Genomic DNA, 22111 nt, shown 5'->3' with positions numbered 1-22111 from the left:
CCATGACGCAGCCTGCCCAGCCAGCGGAAGAGCGGCCGACCGGCCGGGACCACCCGGACGGGGCCCATCCCCTCGGGCTGCTGCCCGGCCGGCGCGGTGGCCTGACCGCCGCCGAGGTGGCCGAACGGACCGCGCAGGGCCAGGTCAACGACGTCCCGGTGCGGTCCAGCCGGTCCACCCGGGAGATCGTCCGGGCCAACGTCTTCACCCGCTTCAACGCGATCATCGGCGTGATGTTCGGGATCATCCTGGTCGTCGGCCCGATCCAGGACGGCCTGTTCGGCCTGGTCATCGTCGCCAACACGGCGATCGGCATCATCCAGGAGCTGCGCGCCAAGAAGACCCTCGACAGCCTGGCCCTGATCGGCGAGGCGCGCCCGCAGGTCCGCCGCGACGGCACCGTCCAGCAGGTCGGCGTCTCCGAGATCGTCCTCGACGACACCGTGCTGCTCGGCATCGGCGACAAGGTGATCGTGGACGGCGAGGTCACCGAGGCGGACGGCCTGGAGGTCGACGAGTCCCTGCTCACCGGCGAGCCCGACCCCGTCCTCAAGCAGCCGGGCGACCAGGTGATGTCCGGCAGTTTCGTGGTGGCCGGCGCGGGCGCGTTCACCGCCACCAAGGTCGGCCGCCAGGCCTACGCGGCGCAGCTCGCCGAGGAGGCCAGCAAGTTCACCCTGGTGAAGTCGGAGCTGCGCACCGGCATCGACAGCATCCTGCGGTTCATCACCTACCTGCTGATCCCCACCGCGGTCGGGCTGATCATCAGCCAGCTGGCCGTCGAGGGGCGGGACTGGCGCGAGGCCGTACGGCGCATGGTGGCCGGCATCGTCCCGATGGTCCCCGAGGGACTGGTGCTGCTGACCTCGGTGGCCTTCGCGATCGGGGTGGTCCGGCTCGGCCGCAAGCAGTGCCTGGTCCAGGAGCTCCCCGCGATCGAGGGCCTCGCCCGGGTGGACACGGTCTGCCTGGACAAGACCGGCACGCTCACCGAGGGCGGCATGGACGTGGTCGACCTGCGGGTGCTCTCGAACGGGGAGTCCGCCGCCGCCGACCCGGACACCGTCAAGCACGCGCTCGCCGTGATGGCGGGCGCCGACGCCCGCCCCAACCCGTCCATGCAGGCGGTCATCGACGCGTACGGGCGCGGCGACGGCGGCCCCGGCCCCTCCGCCGGTACCGAGGCTTCCGGCGGCACCGGCGGTACCGGCGCCCCCGCGGGCCGCAACGGCTGGCGGGTGATCGAGGCGATGCCCTTCTCCTCCGCCCGCAAGTGGAGCGGCGTGCAGCTGCTGGAGCCGCAGGGCGGCGAGGCCAGCTGGCTGCTCGGCGCCCCCGACGTCCTGCTGCCCGCCGGGCACCCGGCGCTGACCGAGGTGGACGAGCTCGGCGCCCAGGGCCTGCGGGTGCTGCTGCTGGGCCGAACGCCCGTGCCGCTGGACTCCCCCGACCCGGCCGCCGACCTCACCCCGCTCGCCCTGGTGGTGCTGCAGCAGCGGCTGCGCGGCGACGCCGCCGACACCCTGCGGTACTTCGAGGGCCAGCAGGTCCGGGCCAAGGTCATCTCCGGCGACGCGGCGGTGTCGGTCGGCGCGGTGGCCTCCCACCTGGGCCTGCCCGGAGCCGACCACCCGCTGGACGCCCGTACGCTGCCCACCGACCCCGAGGAGCTGGCCGAGACCGCCGACCGGACCAGCGTCTTCGGCCGGGTCACCCCGCAGCAGAAGCGTCAGCTGGTCGGCGCGCTGCAGTCCCGCGGCCGCACCGTGGCGATGACCGGCGACGGCGTCAACGACGTGCTCGCGCTCAAGGACGCCGACATCGGCGTGGCCATGGGCACCGGGTCGGACGCCACCAAGGCGGTCGCCCAGATCGTGCTGCTCGACGACTCGTTCGCGACCCTGCCGTCGGTGGTCGCCGAGGGCCGCCGGGTGATCGGCAACATCGAGCGGGTGGCGTCCCTGTTCCTGGTGAAGACGGTCTACTCGGTCCTGCTGGCGCTGCTGGTGATCTTCACCCACTCGCCGTACCCGTTCCTGCCCCGGCACTCCACCGTGCTGTCCTCGCTGACCATCGGCGTGCCGGCCTTCTTCCTGGCGCTCGCCCCCAACAACGAGCGGGCCCGGACCGGCTTCGTGAAGCGCGTGCTGCGGCTGGCGGTCCCGGCCGGCGCCATCGCGGGGACAGGCACCTTCGTCGCCTACGCGCTCGCCCGCGCCGACCACGCGACGGACCTCAAGGCCGACACCAGTGTGGCCACCCTGACGCTCTTCCTGATCGCCATCTGGGTCCTCACCATCGTCGCCCGCCCGTACACGTGGTGGCGGCTGCTACTGATCGGCGCCATGGGCGGCGCGTTCGCACTGGTCCTGCTGGTGCCCCCGCTGAAGGAGTTCTTCCAGCTCTCCCTGACCGGCACCCGCGACCCCCTGGTGGGCGTCGCCATCGCCGTGGTCTGCGGCATCGCCCTGGAGGCCGTCTGGCGCTTCATGAAGCGCCGCGGCATGGAGTGAGCGGCATGGAGAGAGCGGCATGGAGAGAGCGGGACGCCTGAGCCGGGCGCCTGGGCGGGTCGGGTGACAAGCCCCTCCCGGGCATCGGATGATGGCCCGGAAGGGGGTGCCGAATGGCGCGCAGGGGTGGGGACTTGGAGGCGTTCATCGCCTTCCTCGGCGGACTGCTGGCGGTCGCGCTGACCGCGCTGGCGATGGCGGGGGTCGGCCTGGTGGTCAGGCCGACGCCCGCGCTGCGGTCCGCGGCGCTGGTGACGCTCGGCGCGGTCTGGCTGACCGTCGCCGCCACCGTCTACGGGCGCCTGCGGGCCCGGGGCCGCTGAGCCGGCTCAGCCCTCGAAGTCCCGGGCCGCCGACAGCTCGTACGCGCGGTCCGGCTCGCTGAGCGCGGCCAGGACCTCGAAGCGGCGGTGCCACTGTCCGACCGACCAGGCGAGGCCGGCCGCGAGGCCCTCCGGGGTGGCCGCGTGCAGCAGACCGGGCACCGGGGGGACGTCGAACTCGTCGTCCTCGTCCTCGGCTTCGGCCAGCTCCGGGTCGTACGGGGGCTCCGGGGCGTCCGCCTCGGTGTCCCAGCGCCAGTCCACCGCGGCTTCGTCGCCGTCCGGCCCGACGACCAGCAGGTCCTCGTGCTCCTCGTACGCGACCGGGCAGCCGGGCAGCAGTTCGCGGACCACGGCGGGCACCCGGTGCAGCACGCCCTCGGAGAGCACCCGGCCGCCGGCCACCTCGCTGGCCAGCGACACGTGCAGCCGCTCGGCGAGGTCGGCCGCGAGTGCCGGGGCGACCGGCAGCAGCGGGTACGAGTGCAGCAGCTGGACCAGGTCGGGGGCGTCGGCGACGACCGCCTCGGTGGCGTCCACGACCACCGTGTGGGCCGGTCGGCGGCCGGTGGCCGGGTCCAGCGGCGGCAGCGCCCGGACCACGTCCAGCGGTTCGATCCGTTCGGCCTCCACGCGGGCCAACGCGCTGTGGATGCCGTGCAGTTGGCGGTGGCCGAGCTCGGCGTCCGGGTCGGTCAGCCGGTCCAGCACCTCGTCGGGGCCGTGCGGCTCGGCGAGCAGCGCGGCCAGCGTGGTGCGCACCCCGAGGGCGTGCAGGAACTGCTCGTCCAGGGTGGTGCGCGCCTCGTCGTAGAGGCCGCGCAGCAGCGGGTCGGCCCCGGCGGCGCGCAGCCCGGCGGGTTCGCGGCCGTCCAGCACCGGGTGGTCGCGCAGCCACCAGGCGGTGTAGGGCGGCAGGTCGGCGTACGAGCCGTCCGGCAGCAGTGTGCGCACGGGGGCGACCACGGCGTCCCGGTACGGCGGGCGGGCCAGCGCGGCCAGCGCCTCGGGCCAGGCGTCGTCGTCGATCAGGTCGAGGTCGCGTACGGCGAGCAGTTCGGCGGCCACCGGCGGGACGCCGAGGGCCTCGTCGGCCTGGAGGGCCTCCAGCGCGTCCTCGGCCCAGTCGGCGAGCCCGTCCGGCGCCTCGTCCAGCAGGCCGGTGGGGTGGCCGCCGGCTGCCCGGTCGGCGGGGGCGGTGGGGTCGAGCCGTTCCAGGTCGTCGGGGTCGAGGACGACGTCCTCGGCGCGTACCAGGACGAAGTCCGCCAGCACGCCGACGGCCGCGAGCACCTCGGGCCCCCAGCGTTCCAGCAGTTCGTCGTCCACCCAGCCGGCGTCGTCCTCGCGGGCGAGGGCGGCGAACGGGCTGCCGGGCAGCACGAGTTCGCCGGCGCGGGCCGGCTCGCCCTCGTCGTCGAGCAGCGCCAGCCGGGCCAGCCAGGGGTGCTCGCCCGGTTCCGCGGCGGCGGCCTTCACCAGCGCCAGGACGGCGTCGGCGAGTTCGAGCGCCGTGTCCAGGTCGTCCTCGGCCACCTGGTAGGAGCGGGCGACGGCGGCCCGCACTTCGGGGGTGTCGAGGACTCCGGCGGGGGTGGCGGTGCCGGCGCCGAGTTTGGCGAGCAGCGGGTGGGCGGCTTCCGGGTGGGCGAGGCGCAGGTCGAGCGCGGCGAGCGCGCCGGCCAGCGATTCGGGGTAGCCGGGGAAGGCCGCCCAGTCGGCGTCGTCGGAGGGCAGCAGGACGCGCCGCGGCCCGGTCACCGTCCGGCCGTCGGCGAGTGGGACGGGCAGCGCGCCGAGCGCCTCCGGGTCGGCCGCGCCGAGCGCGGCGTACAGGTTGCGCCACCAGGCGGGCTCGCGGTCCAGGCCGCCGAGCTGGTCGACCACTTCGGCCAGCGGTACCCGGCGCACGCCCAGGACCCGCAGCTCGCCGCGGCGTTCCAGGCCGGCCGGCAGCAGGCCGGGGAAGATCGGCGCGAGCGCCTCGACCACCGAGCCGTCGGCGCCTTCCAGCAGGGTCGCGTCCCGGGGCCGCAGCGCGGGCGTGCCCTCCTCGACCGGCGCCGGGTGCGGCAGGAACGGCGTGTCCGGCAGCCGGGACAGCACCGCCGTGCGCAGCGCGTTGTCCAGCGCGCCCTGGCCGAGCGGCCCGGGGACGAGGCCGAGCGAGCCGAGGTCGGCGCCGCGGGCGCGCAGCAGGTCGGCGTAGCTGTCGGCGGCGCGTTCGGTGAGGTAGTCGGCCAGCGGGCCGGGTGCGACGTGCCGGCGGGTGGAGTCCAGCGGGTAGGAGGCGATCAGCAGGGCGGGCAGGCCGATCGGTTCGTCGCTGGGGGTGGGCGCGTGCAGGACGGAGGCGATGGCGGGCTGCTGCGGGGCGCCGTCCGCGCCGACCGGGACGGCCCAGGTCACCGTCCAGTACGGGCGGGCGCGCTCCTCGGTGGGGCGGTCGGCGAGCAGGTCGGCGTCCAGGCGGCCGGAGGCGCCGGCGGTCTGCCAGAGCGTCTGCCGCAGCCGGCCGCCCGCGTCGTCGGTGATGGTGACCTCGGTGACACCGTCCGGGCGGGTCTCGGCGGCGGCCCGGGTGAGCGTCCGGGTGCTTTCCGGGGTCTCCACCACGACCTCGGCGAGGCCGGGCAGGGTGAGCAGCAGCGCGTCGTCGATCCCGGCCAGCAGGCGGCGGGTCAGGTCCTCGGCGGCGGCGTCCCGCATCGGCAGCACGACCACCGTGTCGTAGCCCTCGGGGGCGGGGCCCTCGGCCGCGAACGGCAGCCGCAGCAGCGGCACGTGGCCGTCCCGGCGGCGCAGTTCGTCGGTCAGCGCGGGCTGCGATTCGGCCAGTGCCCGGGCTTCGCCGAGGGACCAGCGCACGCCGCCGCCGGCGCTGAGCACCGCGGGCTCGTCGGTGACGGCGAGGACGGCGGCGAAGCCGACCCCGAACCGGCCGACGGCGGGCGTCTCGCCGCGCTTGGAGGAGGCCCGCAGGGTGGACAGCGACTCGACGGCGGTCGCGTCCAGCGCGGCGCCGGTGTTGGCGGCGGCGAGCACGCCGTCGGCGAGGGTCAGCCGCAGCCGCCCGGGGCCGTGCCCGGCCCGGACCGCCGCGTCGGCCGCGTTCTGCGCCAACTCGACGACCAGCCGGTCCCGGTAGCCGCCGAGCGCCAGCTCCTCCTCGGCGTTGGCGTCCTCCCGGAACCGGGCCGGCGAGGCGGCCCAGGCGTCCAGCACCCGCCGGCGCAGCGCGGCGCTCCCGAAGGGGTCCGCGAAGTGCTCGTCCGTGCTGCTGCCGATGATCCGAGGTTCCACTGGACCTGCCGCCTTCCGCCGCCCTGTACGTCGTAGGGCATTCTTCCCTGCCCCACTGACTGCTCCCGACCACGACCCCCGCGGGGCCGGGCGCCCAGCTCCACCGGCGGGCCCCGCGAACGCCGCACGGCCCGCCCCGGCTGGTCACCGGGGCGGGCCGTGCGGCAGCGGATCTCAGGAGTGGCCGAGCTCCTCGGCCGGGGCGTCCGGCTCGACGGAGCCGGAGGTGCGGTCCGGGTGGAGCTGCATGGGCTCGACCACCAGCTCGTCCAGGATCAGCTCGGACGGCGCCGGCGGGGCCGGGATGACGGCCGCCTCGGAGTGCCCGCCGCAGCCGTACGCGAAGGAGACGATCTGGCCGTCGGCGGGCCCGAACTCGTTGCCGCAGACGCCGAAGGCCTGGCCGAGCGAGCCGCCGATCGGGACGAGGAAGCCGCAGCTCGCGCACGAGGCCGGGGCGGCCTGCGCCATCGGGGTCTGCGGGCCGTGGGTCTTCTCCCAGCGCTCGGCGGCCAGGTGCAGGCCGATCCGGGACAGCACCCGGCTCCGGCCGAGGCCCAGCTCCTCGGCGACGGCGTCGATCCGGGCGCGGGCCGGGGCGGGCTGGACGTGCGGGTCGGTGACGACCAGGTCCTCGTCGGCGACGAGGGCGATCGCGGAGTTCGGCGCGGGCTCGTCCTCGCCGGTCCAGCCGGGTTCCAGCCGCACGTCGTCGGCGTCGGTCGGCAGCAGGTCGCCGGGGCCCATGTCGCCGGGGCGCAGCCGCTCGCTCCACGGCACCCACTCGGGGGCGAGGACGGCGTCGGGGCCGGGCAGCAGGACGACCTCGTCCAGGGTGACGTTCTTGGCCCGCGGAGCGCGGGCCACGGTGACCGCCCAGTGCCAGCCTCGGTAGGCCGCGTCCAGGCACGCGAAGGTGTGGGTGACGACGCGGTCGGCGTCCGCCTGGACACCGCGGTGCAGGCCGACGGCCTCCGCTCCGACCGCCTCCACGGCTGCCTGGCGGGCGAGTTCGACGGCCTCGGCACAGAGCCGGTCGGGGGTACGGCTTCGCATCGCAGCACTCACGGCGTCGATTCTCTCCCAGTTCTTCTGTCGCCCACGGCGTGTTGCCCATTCCGTCGCGGCTCGGTAGTCCCTCGTCCATTCTGCGCGACCGGGGGCCGCCTCGGGTACCGACCGCGCCGCTCGACCGGACTGCCGGCGCTCCGGCGCCCGGTGGTCGGACCTTGGGCAGGCTACCCGCCGGTCGGTGTCCCGGCACAGTCCGGGGCGGACGCACCGGTTCCGCAGGGCCGCGCCGAGGGGGTGCAATCCCGCGTCGTCCCGGCGATTCTGGGGCAGGATGGGCTTGTGGCGGACCACGAACCGTCGCAGCACGCACTGCACGCCTCGCCGGCCGGCAGCCCCGACCAGGCGGACGCCGTGCCGCGACTGCAGCCTCCGGTCCCCGGCGCGGGAGAACCGCAGCCGGCGGACGGAGCCGGGGCGCCCGCGGCCCCCGTGGACTTGGCCAAGCACGGTGCACCCGGCGCCGGCGCCCCCCGGCCTGACGGCGTCCCGGAGCCGGACGACGCCCCCACCCTCCGCCTCGACGCGGTCGACGGGGACGCCACGAAGGAGGTCCCCGAGCCCCGCCGCCCCTTCCTGATCCGCGCCGCCTCCGCCGTCGGCGCCCGCACCGGCAAGGTGGTGCACGGCACCGGCCGCCGGATCCGCCGGGCCACCGCCGCCGAGGGCGCGGGCGAGTCCGGCCTCGCGAAGCTGATCGAGCTGCACGCGATCAACTCCTTCGGCGACATGCTGATCACCATCGCGCTGGCCTCGACCATCTTCTTCTCGGTGCCCACCGGCGAGGCCCGCGGCCGGGTCGCGCTGTACCTGCTGATCACGATGGCCCCGTTCGCCCTCCTCGCCCCGGTGATCGGCCCGCTGCTGGACCGCCTGCCGCACGGCCGCCGGGCGGCCATGGCGATGGCGATGCTGGCCCGGGCGGTGCTGGCCTGGACGATGGCCGGGGTGATCTCCGGCGGCGGCCTCGCGCTCTACCCGGAGGCGCTCGGCGTCCTGGTGGCGTCCAAGGCGTACGGGGTGGTGCGCAGCGTCGTGGTGCCCCGGCTGCTGCCGAGCCGGCTGTCCCTGGTGAAGGCGAACTCCCGGGTCACCCTGGCCGGGCTGCTGGCCACCGGTGTGGCCGCCGCGGTGGGCGGGCTGCTGCACCTGGTCGGCCCGGGCTGGCCGCTGCGCGGCGCCTTCCTGGTGTTCGTGATCGGCACCCTGATGGCCTTCCACCTGCCGCACACCGTGGACTCGGCCAAGGGCGAGCAGCGGGCCGTCCTGCACGCCGAGGTGCACGGCGGGGGCTCGCACCTGATGCACCACGGGCCGCCGCCGGTGAAGGCCTCGCTGCGCACGGTCGGCCCGTCGGTGGTGCTGGCGCTGCGGGCGATGTCGGCGATGAAGTGGCTGGTCGGCTTCCTGGTGATGTTCCTGGCCTTCCTGCTGCGGGAGGAGCCGGTCGGCGGCCTGCGGCCGACGGTGGCGCTGGGCCTGGTGGCGCTGGCGGCGGGCACCGGCAACGCGCTGGGCTCGGTGTTCGGCTCCTGGCTGCGCACCCGGGGGCCGGAGGCGACGGTCACCGCGATGCTGCTGCTGGCGACGTGTGTGACGGCGGCGGCCGCGCTCTGGTACGGGGTAGTGACGGTGATCCTGGTCGCGGGCGTGGCCGGGATGGCGGCCTCGCTGGGCAAGCTGGCGCTGGACGCGCTGATCCAGCGGGACGTCCCGGAGGCGGTCCGGACCTCGGCGTTCGCCCGTTCGGAGACGCTGATGCAGCTGTCCTGGGTGGCGGGCGGCGCGGTGGGCATCCTGCTGCCGCTGAACGGGACGCTGGGCCTGTCGATCGCCGCCGCGGTGGTCGGCCTGGCGCTGCTGTGGACACTCCACTCGCTCTTCCGGGTGGGCCTGCGGCGCCACCCCGCGGCGCCCCGGGTGGCCTGACGGGCCGTGCGGCAACACGCGGCGGCCGACCCCCGCGTCGCGTGACCGGCCAGGCCCGGTAGATTCTGACGCATGAGCCTCAATTCCCGTGCCATCGCCGCCCTCGGCGCCGTCGTCGTGGTCGGCGCCGCCACGGTGGGCACCTCCGTCGCCATCGCGGCCGGCCAGACCGAGCACGTCTCCCACCAGGCCACGCTCAAGGTGGGCGACTCCTCGACCGTCGCGCAGCCGCTGTGCTGGAACGACGGCAGCCCGCTCACCGAGGACCTCCAGCAGAAGTGCCAGGAGAACGCCCAGGAAGCCCTGAAGAACGGCACCCTGCCCAGCTCGGACGTGGTGTCGAGCGACGCGGTCGGCGTCGGCGTCAGCCCGAACGTGGCCAAGTCCGGCTGGTGGGCCTTCACCAACGGCGGCTCGTCCAGCAGCGGCGGGCGCACCAGCCTGGCCTCGTACGCCAAGGGGCCGACCTGGTCGGGCGCCCAGCAGGCGAACAAGGTGCTCAACGCCAGCGGCAAGACCCTGGTCACCGTGGTCGAGGGCGACAAGAACTCGGACAACCCGATCGCCGTCTGGTACTTCCAGCTGAACACCCAGGACAGCTGACGGTCCCGCGATGACCGCGCGCGACGCCGGAAACGGCGGGCACGAGCAGCCGGGCCCCGCGCGGGCCCGGCTGCTCGTCGTCGTCGCGGTGGCCGCCGAGGCCGAAGCCGTGCTGCGCGGCCTGCCCGGCGGGGCCGCCGCCCGGCCGCTGCCCGGCGGCACGCTGCACCGCGCCGAGGGGGCCGCGGTGGACGTCCTGGCCGCCGGGGTCGGCCCGGCCGCCGCGGCGGCCGCCGCCACCGCCGCGCTGGCCGCCCACCGGTACGCCGTGGCCGTCTCGGCCGGGATCGCCGGCGGCTTCGCCCCGTACGCCCCGGTGGGGGCCACGGTGGTGGCCGACGCGATCGTGGCCGCGGACCTCGGCGCCGAGACCCCCGAGGGCTTCGCCGACGTCGCCGAACTGGGCTTCGGCACCGCCCGGCACACCCCGCCCCGGGCCGCCGTCGCGCTCCTCGCCGAGGCGCTGCGCGGCACTGGCGGCGCCGGCGGCACTGGCGGCCCGGACGCCCCGGGCGTCGTCACCGGCCCGGTGCTGACCGTCTCCACCGTCACCGGCAGCGCCGGGCGGGCCGCCGCACTGGCCGCCCGCCACCCGGGCGCCGCCGCCGAGGCGATGGAGGGCTTCGGCGTGGCCGAGGCCGCCGCCCGGTACGGCGTGCCGGCCCTCGAACTGCGCACCGTGTCCAACCCGGTGGGCCCGCGCGACCGGGCCGCCTGGCGGATCGGCGCCGCGCTGACCGCCCTGGAGCGGGCCTTCGCCGCGCTGCCCGTCCACGAACTGATCGAGGAGGCCGGCCGTGGCTGAACGGCTGAGCATCGCGTACTCGCCCTGCCCCAACGACACCTTCACCTTCCACGCCTGGGCACACGGCCTGGTGCCCGGGGCGGACGCCCCCGAGGTGACGTTCGCCGACATCGACATCACCAACGGCCTGGCCGAGCGCGGCGAGCTGGACGTCCTGAAGATCAGCTACGGCGCGCTGCCGTGGGTCCTGGACGAGTACACCCTGCTGCCCTGCGGCGGCGCGCTCGGGCGCGGCTGCGGCCCGCTGGTGCTCACCCTGCCGGGCGTCGCGTCCCCCGCGGACCTCGCCGGGAAGACCGTCGCGGTGCCCTCCGAGCGCTCCACCGCCTACCTGCTGTTCCGGCTCTGGGCGGCGACGGCGGTGCCGGGCGGCTTCGGCGAGATCGTCGTCCTGCCGTTCCACGAGATCATGCCCGCCGTCCGGGACGGCCGGGTGGACGCCGGCCTGGTGATCCACGAGGCCCGCTTCACCTACCGGCAGTACGGCCTGCACAGCCTGGCCGACATGGGCGAGGCCTGGGAGCAGGAGACCGGGCTGCCGATCCCGCTGGGCGCGATCGTCGCCAGGCGCTCGCTCGGCGCCGAGCGCCTGCGGGAGATCACCGACGCGATCCGCGCCTCCGTCCGGCAGGCCTGGGCGGACCCGGCGGCCGGGCGCGCGTACGTGCTGGAGCACGCCCAGGAGATGGACCTGGACGTCGCCAACCAGCACATCGGGCTGTACGTGACCGAGTTCACCGAGGACCTCGGCGAGGAGGGCTACGCGGCCGTCCGCGCGCTGCTCACCCGGGCCGCCGCGGAGGGGCTGGTGCCCCCGCTGGACCCGGGTGCGCTCGCGTTCGGATGACCTCCGGGCCGGCTCAGACGTCGAACTGGTCGGCCACGGCGCGCAGCAGGCCGGCCAGCTTCTGGCCGGTCGGCTTGGCGGGGTAGCGCCCGCGCTGGAGGCCGGGCAGCACCGCGTCCAGGGTGGTGATCAGGTCCTGGACGATCGGGGCCATGTCGTCGGCGCTCTTTCGCTGGGCGGCGGCGACCGAGGGCAGTGCGTCCAGCAGCTGCACGGCCATCGCCTGGTCGCCGCGGTGGCCGGCGACCACGCCGAACTCGACCCGCTGGCCCGGCTTCAGCACGGTGACACCGGCGGGCAGCGCCTTGGTGTGGACGAAGACGTCGTCGCCGTCGTCGCGCGACAGGAAGCCGAAGCCCTTCGTCTCGTTGAACCACTTGACCTGACCGGTGGGCATCTCGAACAGTCCTCGAATGGGTGTGAGGGATCCCGGCCCTGGCCGGGGATCACTGGGTGGTGGGAAGAACGCGGCCGACCTCGGCTCGGCGCCCGCGGGCGCTCATGGTCAGCACGCTGTCAGGAGCAGACTAACGGTCCGTGACTGCCTCATCCGTGTTCCGCGAAGGATCCGGCTCCCAGACCCGTACGGGGCGGTGGGGGCGCGGAGATCTCGCGGTGACGGGCGACCCGGTACTGGCACGGCCGAGTCGCGTCCCTGCGCGGTCCATCGGCACACCCCCGGGTCTGAGGACACGGGACGCACCTGCAGCGCCCCTCGGCAACCCCTGCATACCCCCGCCCAGCAGGGAGCAAAACGTTGAGCTGCCGGGAAACTGCGCAACGTGACCGGGCCGCTCCGGTGGGCGGCCCCGGCGGCCGCTCTGCCAGACTGGGGGGCGGTCCGACACCGCCCCGAGGAGTGAGCAGACGTGAGCAGCCAGAGCGCCGAGCCCGGCGACGTGTACGTCAAGGCCGGGGCGATCGTCTTCGGGCTCGGCGCGCTCGCCACCCTGGCCACCTTCGTACCGCTGTTCCTGCACCTGACGCCGCTGCCCACGGCCGCGTACTGGCTGAGCATGCTGATGCCGGCCGGGTTCCTGGCCGCGCTGACCGGGCTGCTCCGCAACGCGCGGGCGCAGCGCCGCCGGGCCGAGCCGCAGCCGTAGCGGTAGCCGCAGCCGTGGCCCGCCGCCGGGCGGAGTCCTGACCGGCGGCGGCTCAGTTCTGACCGGCGGCCAGGTGGGCGGCGAGCCAGCCCGGGAACTCGGTGAGGTCCGCCAGGACCACGTCCGCGCCCGCTTCGAGCAGTTCCTCGGCGCTGTACGGGCCGGTGGCCACGCCGACCGCGACCGCCTCCGCGTGCCGGGCGCCCCGGATGTCGCCGAGGTGGTCGCCGACGTAGATGCTCGCGCCGTGCTCGCGCAGCGCGGTGCCCTTGGTCTCCGCCCACAGGTCGCCGATCAGCACGTCCGCCGTCATGCCCGCGTGCTCCAGGTGGAGGCGGGCGTTGGGCTCGTACTTGCCGGTGATCACCGCGACCCGGCCGCCGTGGCCGCGGACCGCCTCGACGGCGGCGTGCGCGCCGGGGAGGGCGACCGTCGGGGCGAAGGCGTGGTCGCGGTAGAGCTCGCGGTAGCGCGTCATGGCCCGCTCCACCTCCGCCTCCGGGAACCAGTTGCGGATCTCGTCCAGCAGCGGCGGGCCGAGCCTGGTGACCGCCAGGTCGGCGTCGATGGCGGTGCCCGTCTCGGCGGAGAGTGCCAGGTAGGTGGCGTGGATACCCGGCCGGGTGTCCAGCAGCGTCATGTCGAGGTCGAAGCCGACGGTGAGCGGGGCGGGGGAGGTCGCGGGCATGCCGCCAGGCTATCCAACGGGCGGCCCGGAGCACGAGGCGATTTGCTCCGGCTTCCCGGCGGAACTTAGGTTTACCTGAGTTGTCTGCGGGGAGGGCCCATGACCGACGACACCTCAGCTGCGCCCGGCACGCCCCGAACTCCGGACCGCGCCCCGCGGCGCCGAATACCGTGGCTCGCCGCCGCGTTGGCCGTCCTGGCCGCCGCGGTACTGCTGAGCCTCGCCGTCGGCAGCCGGACCATCCCGCTCGACCGGACCCTCGACGCCCTCCTGCACGGCGGCGACACCGCCGACGCCGTGGTGGTCCGCGAGCTGCGGGTGCCGCGGACGGTCGTCGGCCTGGCCGTCGGCGCGGCACTCGGCCTGGCCGGGGCCGTCATGCAGGGCCTGACCCGCAATCCGATCGCCGACCCCGGCATCCTCGGTGTCTCCCAGGGCGCGGCGGCCGGCGTGGTGGTCGCCATCTCCGGCTTCGGCGTCTCCGCCCTCACCGGGTACGTCTGGTTCGGCTTCGCGGGCGCGGTGATCGCCACCGTTCTGGTCTACGGGCTCGCCGGGCGCGGCCGCGGCGGGGCGACGCCGGTCAAGCTGGCGCTGGCCGGCTCGGCGATGTCCGCCTTCATCGCCTCGCTCAACGCCCTGGTGCTGACCACGGACGCGGCCACCATGGACCAGTTCCGGTTCTGGCACGTCGGCTCGCTCTCCGGGCGGACCTCGGACGTCGCCTGGCAGCTGCTGCCGTTCCTGGCGGTCGGCACGGTGCTGGTCGTCGCGGTGGCCCGTGGGCTGGACGCACTGGCGCTCGGCGACGACACCGCGAAGGGGCTGGGCGCGAGGACCGGCCTGGTCCGGGTGGTCGGCGCCCTCGGCGCGACGGTCCTGACCGGCTCGGCGGTCGCGGCGGCCGGCCCGATCGCGTTCGTCGGCCTCGCCGTCCCGCACGCGGCCCGCGCCCTCGCCGGCGCCGACCACCGCTGGATCCTCGCCTTCTCCGCCGTCCTCGGCCCGGCGCTGCTGGCCGAACGCAGCATGGACGAGCTGTCGGGCGGCCAGCGGCAGCGCGCCTGGATCGCGATGGCGCTCGCCCAGGGCACCGACATCCTGCTACTGGACGAGCCGACCACCTACCTAGACATCGCGCACCAGGTGGAGGTGCTGGACCTGGTTCGCCGGCTGAACGTGGAGCGCGGAAGGACGGTCGTCGCCGTGCTGCACGACCTCAACCAGGCCGCCCGGTACGCCGACCACCTGGTGGCCATGCGGGACGGACGCATAGTGGCGCAGGGCCCGCCCGGAGAGGTGGTGACGGCGGAGCTGGTGCGGGAGGTGTTCGGGCTGGACTCGGTGGTCGTACCGGATCCGGTGACGGGCACGCCGCTGGTCGTTCCGGGCGCCCCGTGGGCGGCCGCGGCAGCGACAGCCGTGGACGCCTGACGGCACGGCACGCTTACCGGCACTTCACCTGCCATTTCGGACATAATCGACGGCGCCCGCCCCTCACCTCGCCACCTGAGGACCGCCGATGCCCCGGATCGCCCGCCGTACCTTCCTCGCCGGCCTCGGCGGGGCCGCGCTCACGGCGTGCACCGGCGGCGCCGCGTCGCGCCACAGCGCCACGCCACCGCCCGGCGACGAGACCGCCGGGACTGCCGGGACCGGCGCCCATGCCGTGAGCGCTGACGCGAGTATGACCGCGTCCACCACGGCGGTGCCGCCGGTGACCGTGAACACCGCCACCGGGCCCGTGCAGGTGCCGGGCGCACCCCTGCGGGTCGTCGTGCTGGACACCGACGTGCTCGACTCCGCACTGACCCTCGGCATCACCCCGATCGGCGCCGCACTCCCCGCCCGCGACACCCACTACCCCGCCTACTGGCCGGACTCCCGCACTGCCGGGATCCGGCTGGTCGGCCCGGCCGGCGCGCCCGACCTGCCGACCGTACGGGCCCTGCGGCCGGACCTGATCCTCTCCAACCAGGCCCGCGACGGGGACCGGTACGACCAGCTGCGGGAGATCGCCCCGACCGTGCTCACCCAGACCACCGGGGGCCCGTGGAAGTCCGACTTCCAGCTGCACGCCCAGGCGTTGAGCCGGGAGGCCGCCGCCGCGGCCTTCGTCGGCTCGTACCAGAAGCACACCGCACAGGTGGTGCAGGCACTGTCGGCGGCCAAGCTGTCGGGGCGGAAGGTGAGCCTGGTGCGGTTCGTCGAGGGCGGCGGGATCCGGCTGTTCGGCCGGCAGAGCTTCCCCGGGACGGTGCTCGCCGACGCCCAGGCGGGCCGGCCGGACGCGCAGAACGTCGACCAGTCGGACTTCGAGATCCCGCTGGACCAGATCGCCAAGGCGGACGGCGATCTGCTGCTGTACGCGACCTACGGCGATCCGGAGCAGGCGGGCACCAACGTGGCACTGGCCAGCCCGGGTTGGCAGGCGCTGGGGGCGGTCAAGGCGCACCGGGCGTTCCCGGTGGACGACCAGCTGTGGTTCCAGGGGATCGGCTACACGGGGGCCAACTACATGCTGGACGAACTGCAGCGCTTCCTCGGGGCGTGAGCGAGGGCCGAGCACGCCGGGCCGCTGCCGCCTGTCCGGGCGCGACCGGTCAGCCCGCCGCCGCGTAGCGGGCCGGGGAGACGCCGACGGCGGCGGTGAAGTCGCGCGTGAGGTGCGCCTGGTCGGCGTAGCCCAGTTCGGCGGCGAGTGCGGCCAGGTCCAACACGCCTCCCGTACCGGCCCGTTCGGCCGCCTCGTGGAGCCGGGCGCGGCGCAGCACCCACTTCGGGGAGGCGCCGACGTACTCGGCGAACAGGCGTTGCAGGCGGCGGACACCGAAGCCGAACTCCCCGGCCAGGTCGGCCACCCGGCACAGGTCCGGCGTACCGGTGATGCGGTCCACCATCGCGGCGACCTCCTCGGCCACCGGGTCGGGCGCGGGCAGCCGGGGCAGCAGGAAAGCGTCCGCGAGGGCGCCGGGATCGCCGTTGTCCCCAGCCAGCAGCACCGAGTTGAGGCGGTCGGCGGCAGGCCCGAAGAACTCGGCGGCGAGGACCGACCGGTCGGCCAGTGCGCTCACCGGGCGCCCCGCGAACGGCCGGAAGGCGCCCGGGCGGAACTTCACGCCCAGGGCACGCCCGACGCCCTCCAGCCGGCGGACGAACAGCGAGCGGTCCACCCCGTAGACGCGGGCCCGGGGCTCCTCGAAGACCAGGTGCACGTTCGGGTGGGCGAGCACCTTCTGCTCGTACGGCGGCAGGCCGTGCAGGTTCCAGCGCACCAGCCAGTAGAACTCGACGAACCGCGCCACCTCGGGATCGGGCGCGAGCCGGTCCACACTGATCAGTTCGGCCGCCCGGGCCGGGTGCAGCACGCCGCGGCCGAGATCGGGGGAGCCCGGAGAGTCCATGGCGGCCAGGTTAGCGTCGCGTTTCTTCAAGACCGGGCGGCGCGGCCCGGCGCAGGCTGGTGGCCATGAACGCCCACCCGATGCACCCCTTCCTGGCCCGCGCCGCCTCCGCCGCGGCCGAGGTCGCCGCCGCCGTCCCGGCCGACCACCCGCTGGACGCGCCGACGCCCTGCACGGGCTTCGACACGCGCGGGCTGGTCAACCACTGGGTGCTCTACACCTCGCACGGCCTGGAACACCGGGCGCAGCGGGTCGAACTGCCCGCCGAGCTGGTCTCGCGGGACTTCACGGCCGACGCCGACTGGCGCTCCGCGTACGCCGCGCAGCTGGACCGCGCCGTCGCGGCCTGGGCCGACCCGGCCGCCTGGCAGGGGGACGTCGACCTCGGCGGCTCCCCGATGCCGGCGGCGGGCATCGCCCGGATGCTGATCCTGGAACTGGTGCTGCACGGCTGGGACGTCGCCCGGGCGACCGGCGGCCGGATCGAGGTCGACACCGAACTCGCCGAGCTGGTCGGCGAGATCGTGGCGGAGAACGCCGAGCTGTACCGCCGGTACGAGGGCTTCGCCGAGCCCGTCACGCTGCCCGACGACGCCCCCGCGCTGGACCGCGCGCTGGCCGCCTCGGGGCGTGACCCGCACTGGAAGGCCTAACGCCGGTCGCCGGCAAGGGCGGTACCGGCAAGCGCGATACGGAGCTTGTCGCGCAGCAGCCGGACCGCCGGGGAGTGCTGGTCGCGCCGGGCGACCAGGCCGAGGCGGGCGTACGTCGCCGCGTCGGCGATCGGGACGGCCCGCAGGCCGGCACCCTCCACGGACGAGGCGCTGAGGACCGCGACCCCGGCGCCGCGCTCGGCGAGCCGGAGCACGGCGAGCGGGGAGCTGGCGTCGATGTCCACCCGCGGGTCGAGGCCGAGCCGGCGGCAGGAGTCCTCGTAGGCGGCCCGGAGCCCGGTGCCCGGGGAGAGGCAGAGCACCTTCTCGTCCCGCAGGTCGGCGAGCCTCAGCTCGTGCCGGTCGAGCGGGTGTCCGGCCGGGACGACGGCGACGATCCGCTCGTCCACGACGACATCCACGTCCAGGCCCGGGTCGGCCTCGCCCGCGAAGCCGATCAGGGCCAGGTCCAGGCCGCCGGACTGGATCTGCGTCTGGAGGAGGTCGGAGTGGCCTTCGTGCAGGCTGAGTTCGATGCCCGGGTGGGTGCGGCCGAGATCGGCGACGGTGTCCAGGAACGGCGGGATCGAGCAGCCCATGATCATGCCGAGCCGGACCCGGCCGCGCACCGCGTCGGCGAATTCGGCGGCGGTGTGCTGGATGGCGTCGAAGGTGGCGAGGGCGTTCTTCGCGAGCGGGAGCACAGCCTCCCCGGCAGGGGTGAGGCGGACGCGGCGGCCGGACCGGACGAGGAGCTGCTGGCCCAACTCTCGCTCCAGCTTGGCGACCTGGGTGCTGATACCGGACTGGCTGACGTGCAGGCGCCCGGCCGCGGCGGTGAAGGAGCCTTCGTCGACGATGGCGGCGAAGTAGCGCAGTTGGTGCATCTCCATAGCCGACGACGATAACGGACGACGATAACGGGCGGGCGGCCCATCGGTATGACTGATGCGCGCGGAGGGGGGCACGCGCAGAGGCGGCGACGCGCAGGGGCGGCGACCGCCGGTGACGGTCGCCGCCCCTGGTCTCGGGAGCCGCGTTCTCGGGTGGCGGGCAGGGCCGTCAGCGACGGCGGTCCTTGCCGGGGATCTCGCCGCTGCTCGGCGGCGTGCCGCGCATCTGCGTGCCCCGCGTCTGCGCGCCGCGCATCTGCTCCGGCTTCCCGTCGGGCAGCTCGGCTTCGATGCGCTCCTTGCGCACCTGCCCGGTGACGGCCTCCTCCTCGACGCGCTCCTCGGTCACCAGCCGTACGCGCTCGACCGGAACCGCCTCGGTGTGCACCACCGGCCGCTCGGCGTGCAGCGTGACCTCGTGCTCGGCCTCCGAGATGGGCTCGCCGGACAGCGCCTGGCCCCGGTTGGCCTCGGTGATGGGTTCGCGCTCGATTCGGACCTCTTCGTGCCGCACCGGCACCGTCCGCCGCTCCTCCTCGGTGACGACGTACTTGCGCAGCCTCGCGCGGCCGGCCTCGTACCGCTCGACGCCGACGTGCATCCGCTCCTCGGAACGGGTCATCGCGTCGTCGTCCCGCCCGTGGCGCTGACCCGTCCGCGCGGCGGCGGAGGGAGTGGCGGTGGAGGGAGTGGCGGCGGCAGACGTGCCGGCGGCGGAGGTGCCGGCGGCAGCTGCGGTTCCGCTGCCCGCGTGGGCCCAGCCGCCGTCGCCGGGCTGGTTGGCAGCCTTCCAGGCGTCGTCCCAGGCGATGCCGTAGTGCTGGTAGAGCCGACGCTCCTCGCGCTCGGACAGGTGTCCGCCACCGTCCACGTCCACGTTCGGCGCTTCCTTGACCTTGTCCTTGGGGTAGGGCACCTCGAGGTGGTCGTCCACGACGCGGGCCTCGCGGATCGGCACGAACGACTCGCTCGTCCCGAACCACCCGGTCTTGACGCTGACCCACTCCGGCTTGCCGGTGGCGTCGTCCAGGTACATGTGGTCCGCTTTGCCGATCTTGTTCCCCTGTGCATCGTGCACGGGGTGGTGCAGCATGGAACGAGCCTGCTGTTCGGTGATCATTGATTCACGCCTCCTTCACTGCTCCTACACCGGCTCCTTGCCGATCCGAATCGGGCGAAACGCGCATCCCTGACTTTTACTCAGCGTGATTCCACTCGGCAGATCGGCCCGTGACGGAAGGTGCCTTCTCGACCCACACCCTGCGGGGATCACCGTCGGTCATTTCGGCCGCGCCTCACACTGCGTCACACCGCTTGAAGTAGCTGGCCCGACTTACCGGCTGCCATCACTGGAGGTGATGACGATCATCGGATACATCTGTTGGACGGATGAACCTCCCAGCGGAAGGATGAAGGCATGACGACGACGAAGACCGCACGTGAACTTGCCGAGACCTACTTCACCGCCTGGGAGACGGGCGACTTCGACACGCTCCGGGGACTGCTGGCCGACGATGTCGACTTCGTCGGGGCACTCGGAAAGGCCTCGGGCGTGGAAGAGGCCCTGGGCGGACTGCGCGGCCTGGGACAGGTGCTGGAGAAGATCGACGTGAAGGTGCGCGTCGCCGAAGGCGACGACGTGATCACCTGGTTCGAGCTGAACACCAGCATCGCGGAGCCCACGCCGACGGTGAACTGGATGCACGTGGAGAACGGCAAGATCGCCCGGATCCGGGTCACCTTCGACCCGCGAGGCCTGCTGGCCGGCTTCGAGAAGAAGAGCTGAGCGAGTTGAGGACGAGCAGGAGGGCCGTGATCGCCGAGGGCGGTGACGGCCCTCCTCAGCGTTCCCTTACGCGTCCTCGTCGGGCGGAGTCGCGCGGAGGGCGGTGACGACGCCCAGGGCGACGGTCGCGAGGGCGAGGCCGAGGAGGACGGCGAAGGCCGTCCCGATCAGGAATCGCACCAGGTCTCCCGCTCGGCGTCGAGGAGGAGGGTGAGGAGGTTCAGGAGGGTCGAGGCCGGGGCCGTGTTGAAGCGGACCAGGACGCGGCCGTCGAGGGTCCGGTCGGTGTCGGCCGAGGGCCAGATCAGGCCGAACCTCCTGCCCCGCTCCTGGACTTCGGCCAGGAGCGTGCGGATGTGCTGGTCGGTGTAGTGCCGGATCCGGGGGTCGGTCGGTTTCATGGGGTGGCGGCCGTTGGACATCAGGCGGCGTCCTTCCGCAGCTCGAACCACACGGACTTGCCACGCTCCTGCGGGTCCACGCCCCACCGGTGCGTGAGACCCTCCACGAGCTGCAGGCCCCGCCCCGACTCGGCGAACAGCCCGGGCGCCTGAGGATTCGGGACGATCGGACTCTCGTCCGAGACGGACACCCGCAGGGACTGGTCAACGGAGATGATCTGGACGATCGGCGCGGGCGTGCCACCGTGCCGCCAGGCGTTGACCAGCAGCTCACAGAGGGCGAGCTGCGCGTCGAAGATGGTGGAGGACTCCCAGCCGACGCGCTGCATGGTGTCGCGCAGGGACTGACGGGCGATGGCGATGGAGGGCGTGTTGAGGTGACGCATGGGACTTCTCCCGAGGCGTGAGTGAGGGAAGAACCGGCGGAACACATGTCGCCGTGAGCCAGGCCAGGCAGATGGGCATGGCTGCTCTGCGGTGCTTGCTAGCAGGCTTTACTGACGATCCGTCGGATCGAGGTGGAACGACCATAGCGCAGCGCTACTTAATTTTAGGTTCAGCTGGCGATGTTTCCCTCTTCCGGGGGACAGATGGCCCCATCGCGTGCTGGCGAGGCAGACTGACCCCATGCCTGGTCGCCCGAACCCCACCCTGCGTCAGCGCCGCTTGGGCGCCGAGCTACGGAAGATGCGCGAGCAAGCCGGCCTCGGTGGTAGCCAACTCGCTCGCGCACTCGGAGTCAGCCCCGCCCAAGTGACGCAGATGGAGAGCGGAAAGACCAGCGTCAACATCGACCGGCTCCGGTCGTTCTCAGCGGCCTGCAAGTGCCTGAATCCACCCTTGATCGCAGCACTGGAAACCATGGCTCAGGACCGCTCCAAAGGCTGGTGGGAGGAGTACCGAGGCACAGTCCCGGACGGCGTCCTTGAGAACGCAGAGTTCGAGAAGACCTCCCGCGAACTCATGATGTGGCTTCTCACTCACATGCCCGGTCTCTGTCAGACCCTCGACTACGCCTCAGCCGTCTTCGGACGCGTCTTCCCTCCGCTGCCTCAACACGAGCTGGTGGCTCGTACCGCGTTCAGAATGGAGCGCAAAGCCGAACTGCGCCGCAACCCGAAGCCCCTGACCTTCTTCATCTACGAGTCAGTGCTGTGGACGCGATTCGGAGGGACGGAGATCCTCAAGGAGCAACTCTCATCTTTGATCGAAGACTCCGAGTTGCCCTGGATGACGATTCGAGTCGTACCGTTCGACATCGAGACCTTCCCTGGGCCCGCCGAGAACCTCACGTACGCGTTCGGTGCGGTTCCTGAACTCGACACAGTTGAAAGGGAGTCCTCCCACGGCCCCGAGTACCTTGATGCGGTTGCCGAACTGGCCAACTACCGGGCCATCTTCGAACGGACCGAGGCATCGGCGCTGAGCGAGGATGACTCTCGCGACTTGATTCGCAAGATCACACGTAACCTGTGAAAGGGCCTGATATGACCGACACCGAGTGGCAGAAGTCGTCCTTCAGCGGCAACGTCGAGAACTGTGTGGAGGTCCGTACCGTTGGCGCGGCGGTCGAACTCCGCGAGTCCGACGAGGGCGACACCATCCTCCGCACCACCCCCACCACCTTCGCCGCACTCCTCCACGCCCTCAAGGCCGGCGAGTTCGACCACCACGCCTAGCCGCCCATCACACAGGAAGTCGGCCCGCCCGGCTTCCTGCGCAAGCACCCCTCGCACTCCGTCGGCCCCTTGCTCCGCGCAAGGGGCCGACGGAACAGGCCGTTCGA

Annotated in this window: 22 protein-coding genes and 1 pseudogene; 14 read left to right on the top strand and 9 right to left on the bottom strand. The window is 73.9% G+C overall.

From position 1 onward, the window contains the following. Nucleotides 1-2: 2 nt before the first annotated feature. A complete protein-coding gene (locus AC0B61_RS04920) occupies nucleotides 3-2513 on the top strand; it encodes an HAD-IC family P-type ATPase (protein ID WP_471739189.1) in 2511 nt (836 codons plus the stop codon). Between the two features lie 113 nt (nucleotides 2514-2626). Continuing rightward, nucleotides 2627-2836, top strand: coding sequence for a hypothetical protein (locus AC0B61_RS04915; protein WP_471739188.1), 210 nt, complete (start codon nucleotides 2627-2629; stop codon nucleotides 2834-2836). A 6-nt stretch (nucleotides 2837-2842) separates the two neighbouring features. Here AC0B61_RS04915 and AC0B61_RS04910 read toward each other — a convergent pair whose 3' ends face one another. Further along, nucleotides 2843-6139 carry a sacsin N-terminal ATP-binding-like domain-containing protein gene (locus AC0B61_RS04910; protein WP_471739187.1) on the bottom strand — a complete coding sequence of 1099 codons (3297 nt, stop codon included), beginning with the start codon at nucleotides 6137-6139 and terminating at the stop codon, nucleotides 2843-2845. Between the two features lie 174 nt (nucleotides 6140-6313). Continuing rightward, a complete protein-coding gene (locus tag AC0B61_RS04905) occupies nucleotides 6314-7195 on the bottom strand; it encodes a DUF3027 domain-containing protein (RefSeq protein ID WP_471739379.1) in 882 nt (293 codons plus the stop codon). Between the two features lie 591 nt (nucleotides 7196-7786). Here AC0B61_RS04905 and AC0B61_RS04900 point away from each other — a divergent pair. The 4 genes from AC0B61_RS04900 to AC0B61_RS04885 all read left to right on the top strand — a co-directional run bounded on the left by AC0B61_RS04900 (nucleotide 7787) and on the right by AC0B61_RS04885 (nucleotide 11394). After that, nucleotides 7787-9139, top strand: a complete 1353-nt coding sequence (locus AC0B61_RS04900; protein WP_471739378.1) for an MFS transporter — start codon at nucleotides 7787-7789, stop codon at nucleotides 9137-9139. A 72-nt stretch (nucleotides 9140-9211) separates the two neighbouring features. After that, nucleotides 9212-9742 (top strand): hypothetical protein, encoded by a 531-nt coding sequence (locus tag AC0B61_RS04895; protein WP_471739186.1) that lies wholly within the window; start codon nucleotides 9212-9214, stop codon nucleotides 9740-9742. A gap of 10 nt (nucleotides 9743-9752) precedes the next feature. Then, nucleotides 9753-10547: a futalosine hydrolase gene (locus AC0B61_RS04890; RefSeq protein ID WP_471739185.1), complete on the top strand. Its 795-nt coding sequence runs from the start codon at nucleotides 9753-9755 to the stop codon at nucleotides 10545-10547. Further along, nucleotides 10540-11394: a 1,4-dihydroxy-6-naphthoate synthase gene (locus tag AC0B61_RS04885; RefSeq protein ID WP_471739184.1), complete on the top strand. Its 855-nt coding sequence runs from the start codon at nucleotides 10540-10542 to the stop codon at nucleotides 11392-11394. The genes AC0B61_RS04890 and AC0B61_RS04885 overlap by 8 nt, the downstream gene beginning before the upstream one ends. Before the next feature lie 13 nt (nucleotides 11395-11407). Here the strand turns inward: AC0B61_RS04885 and AC0B61_RS04880 are convergent, their stop codons facing one another. After that, nucleotides 11408-11791 carry a cold-shock protein gene (locus AC0B61_RS04880; protein ID WP_471739183.1) on the bottom strand — a complete coding sequence of 128 codons (384 nt, stop codon included), beginning with the start codon at nucleotides 11789-11791 and terminating at the stop codon, nucleotides 11408-11410. Nucleotides 11792-12263: 472 nt separating this feature from the next. Between AC0B61_RS04880 and AC0B61_RS04875 the strand changes: the two genes are divergently transcribed. Continuing rightward, entirely contained in the window at nucleotides 12264-12500 is a 237-nt protein-coding gene (locus tag AC0B61_RS04875) for a hypothetical protein (RefSeq protein ID WP_471739182.1), read from the top strand. A 52-nt stretch (nucleotides 12501-12552) separates the two neighbouring features. Here AC0B61_RS04875 and AC0B61_RS04870 read toward each other — a convergent pair whose 3' ends face one another. Continuing rightward, nucleotides 12553-13188: an HAD family hydrolase gene (locus tag AC0B61_RS04870; protein WP_471739181.1), complete on the bottom strand. Its 636-nt coding sequence runs from the start codon at nucleotides 13186-13188 to the stop codon at nucleotides 12553-12555. A gap of 99 nt (nucleotides 13189-13287) precedes the next feature. On the opposite strand from AC0B61_RS04870, the pseudogene AC0B61_RS04865 reads away from it, so the two are divergent. The 3 genes and pseudogenes from AC0B61_RS04865 to AC0B61_RS04855 all read left to right on the top strand — a co-directional run. Next, nucleotides 13288-14205: pseudogene (locus tag AC0B61_RS04865) on the top strand (FecCD family ABC transporter permease); the annotation flags it as partial. Next, nucleotides 14200-14622 (top strand): ABC transporter ATP-binding protein, encoded by a 423-nt coding sequence (locus tag AC0B61_RS04860; protein ID WP_471739377.1) that lies wholly within the window; start codon nucleotides 14200-14202, stop codon nucleotides 14620-14622. The pseudogene AC0B61_RS04865 and the gene AC0B61_RS04860, both read left to right, overlap by 6 nt. An 88-nt stretch (nucleotides 14623-14710) precedes the next feature. Beyond that, nucleotides 14711-15742 carry an ABC transporter substrate-binding protein gene (locus AC0B61_RS04855; protein WP_471739180.1) on the top strand — a complete coding sequence of 344 codons (1032 nt, stop codon included), beginning with the start codon at nucleotides 14711-14713 and terminating at the stop codon, nucleotides 15740-15742. Nucleotides 15743-15791: 49 nt separating this feature from the next. Here AC0B61_RS04855 and AC0B61_RS04850 read toward each other — a convergent pair whose 3' ends face one another. Beyond that, the gene (locus AC0B61_RS04850; RefSeq protein WP_471739179.1) at nucleotides 15792-16592 is read right to left on the bottom strand and encodes a DUF6597 domain-containing transcriptional factor; all 801 of its coding nucleotides are present in this window, start codon (nucleotides 16590-16592) and stop codon (nucleotides 15792-15794) included. Nucleotides 16593-16657: 65 nt separating this feature from the next. Here AC0B61_RS04850 and AC0B61_RS04845 point away from each other — a divergent pair, with 65 nt between their 5' ends. Then, on the top strand, nucleotides 16658-17245 hold the full coding sequence (locus tag AC0B61_RS04845; protein WP_471739178.1) for a TIGR03086 family metal-binding protein: 588 nt from the start codon (nucleotides 16658-16660) through the stop codon (nucleotides 17243-17245). On the opposite strand, the gene AC0B61_RS04840 is transcribed toward AC0B61_RS04845, so the two are convergent. Next, nucleotides 17242-18138: a LysR family transcriptional regulator gene (locus AC0B61_RS04840; RefSeq protein ID WP_471739177.1), complete on the bottom strand. Its 897-nt coding sequence runs from the start codon at nucleotides 18136-18138 to the stop codon at nucleotides 17242-17244. The genes AC0B61_RS04845 and AC0B61_RS04840 overlap by 4 nt on opposite strands. Nucleotides 18139-18307: 169 nt before the next feature. Further along, complete coding sequence (locus AC0B61_RS04835) at nucleotides 18308-19258, bottom strand: PRC and DUF2382 domain-containing protein (RefSeq protein WP_471739176.1); 951 nt, start codon at nucleotides 19256-19258, stop codon at nucleotides 18308-18310. A 297-nt stretch (nucleotides 19259-19555) separates the two neighbouring features. Here AC0B61_RS04835 and AC0B61_RS04830 point away from each other — a divergent pair, with 297 nt between their 5' ends. Then, nucleotides 19556-19924 carry a nuclear transport factor 2 family protein gene (locus AC0B61_RS04830; protein WP_471739175.1) on the top strand — a complete coding sequence of 123 codons (369 nt, stop codon included), beginning with the start codon at nucleotides 19556-19558 and terminating at the stop codon, nucleotides 19922-19924. Nucleotides 19925-20091: 167 nt separating this feature from the next. Here AC0B61_RS04830 and AC0B61_RS04825 read toward each other — a convergent pair whose 3' ends face one another. Further along, nucleotides 20092-20346 carry a hypothetical protein gene (locus tag AC0B61_RS04825; protein WP_471739174.1) on the bottom strand — a complete coding sequence of 85 codons (255 nt, stop codon included), beginning with the start codon at nucleotides 20344-20346 and terminating at the stop codon, nucleotides 20092-20094. Beyond that, complete coding sequence (locus tag AC0B61_RS04820; RefSeq protein ID WP_471739173.1) at nucleotides 20346-20711, bottom strand: ATP-binding protein; 366 nt, start codon at nucleotides 20709-20711, stop codon at nucleotides 20346-20348. Before AC0B61_RS04820 ends, AC0B61_RS04825 begins: the two co-directional genes overlap by 1 nt. Before the next feature lie 241 nt (nucleotides 20712-20952). Between AC0B61_RS04820 and AC0B61_RS04815 the strand changes: the two genes are divergently transcribed. Together AC0B61_RS04815 and AC0B61_RS04810 are read left to right on the top strand one after the other, a co-directional pair. After that, nucleotides 20953-21801, top strand: a complete 849-nt coding sequence (locus tag AC0B61_RS04815; protein ID WP_471739172.1) for a helix-turn-helix domain-containing protein — start codon at nucleotides 20953-20955, stop codon at nucleotides 21799-21801. Nucleotides 21802-21812: 11 nt separating this feature from the next. Then, a complete protein-coding gene (locus AC0B61_RS04810; protein WP_471739171.1) occupies nucleotides 21813-22004 on the top strand; it encodes a DUF397 domain-containing protein in 192 nt (63 codons plus the stop codon). Nucleotides 22005-22111: the final 107 nt, after the last annotated feature.

Source organism: Kitasatospora sp. NPDC023385, assembly GCF_055664045.1.
Note: the sequence above shows the minus strand (reverse complement) of the source record. Positions and strands in the feature narration are given on the sequence as shown.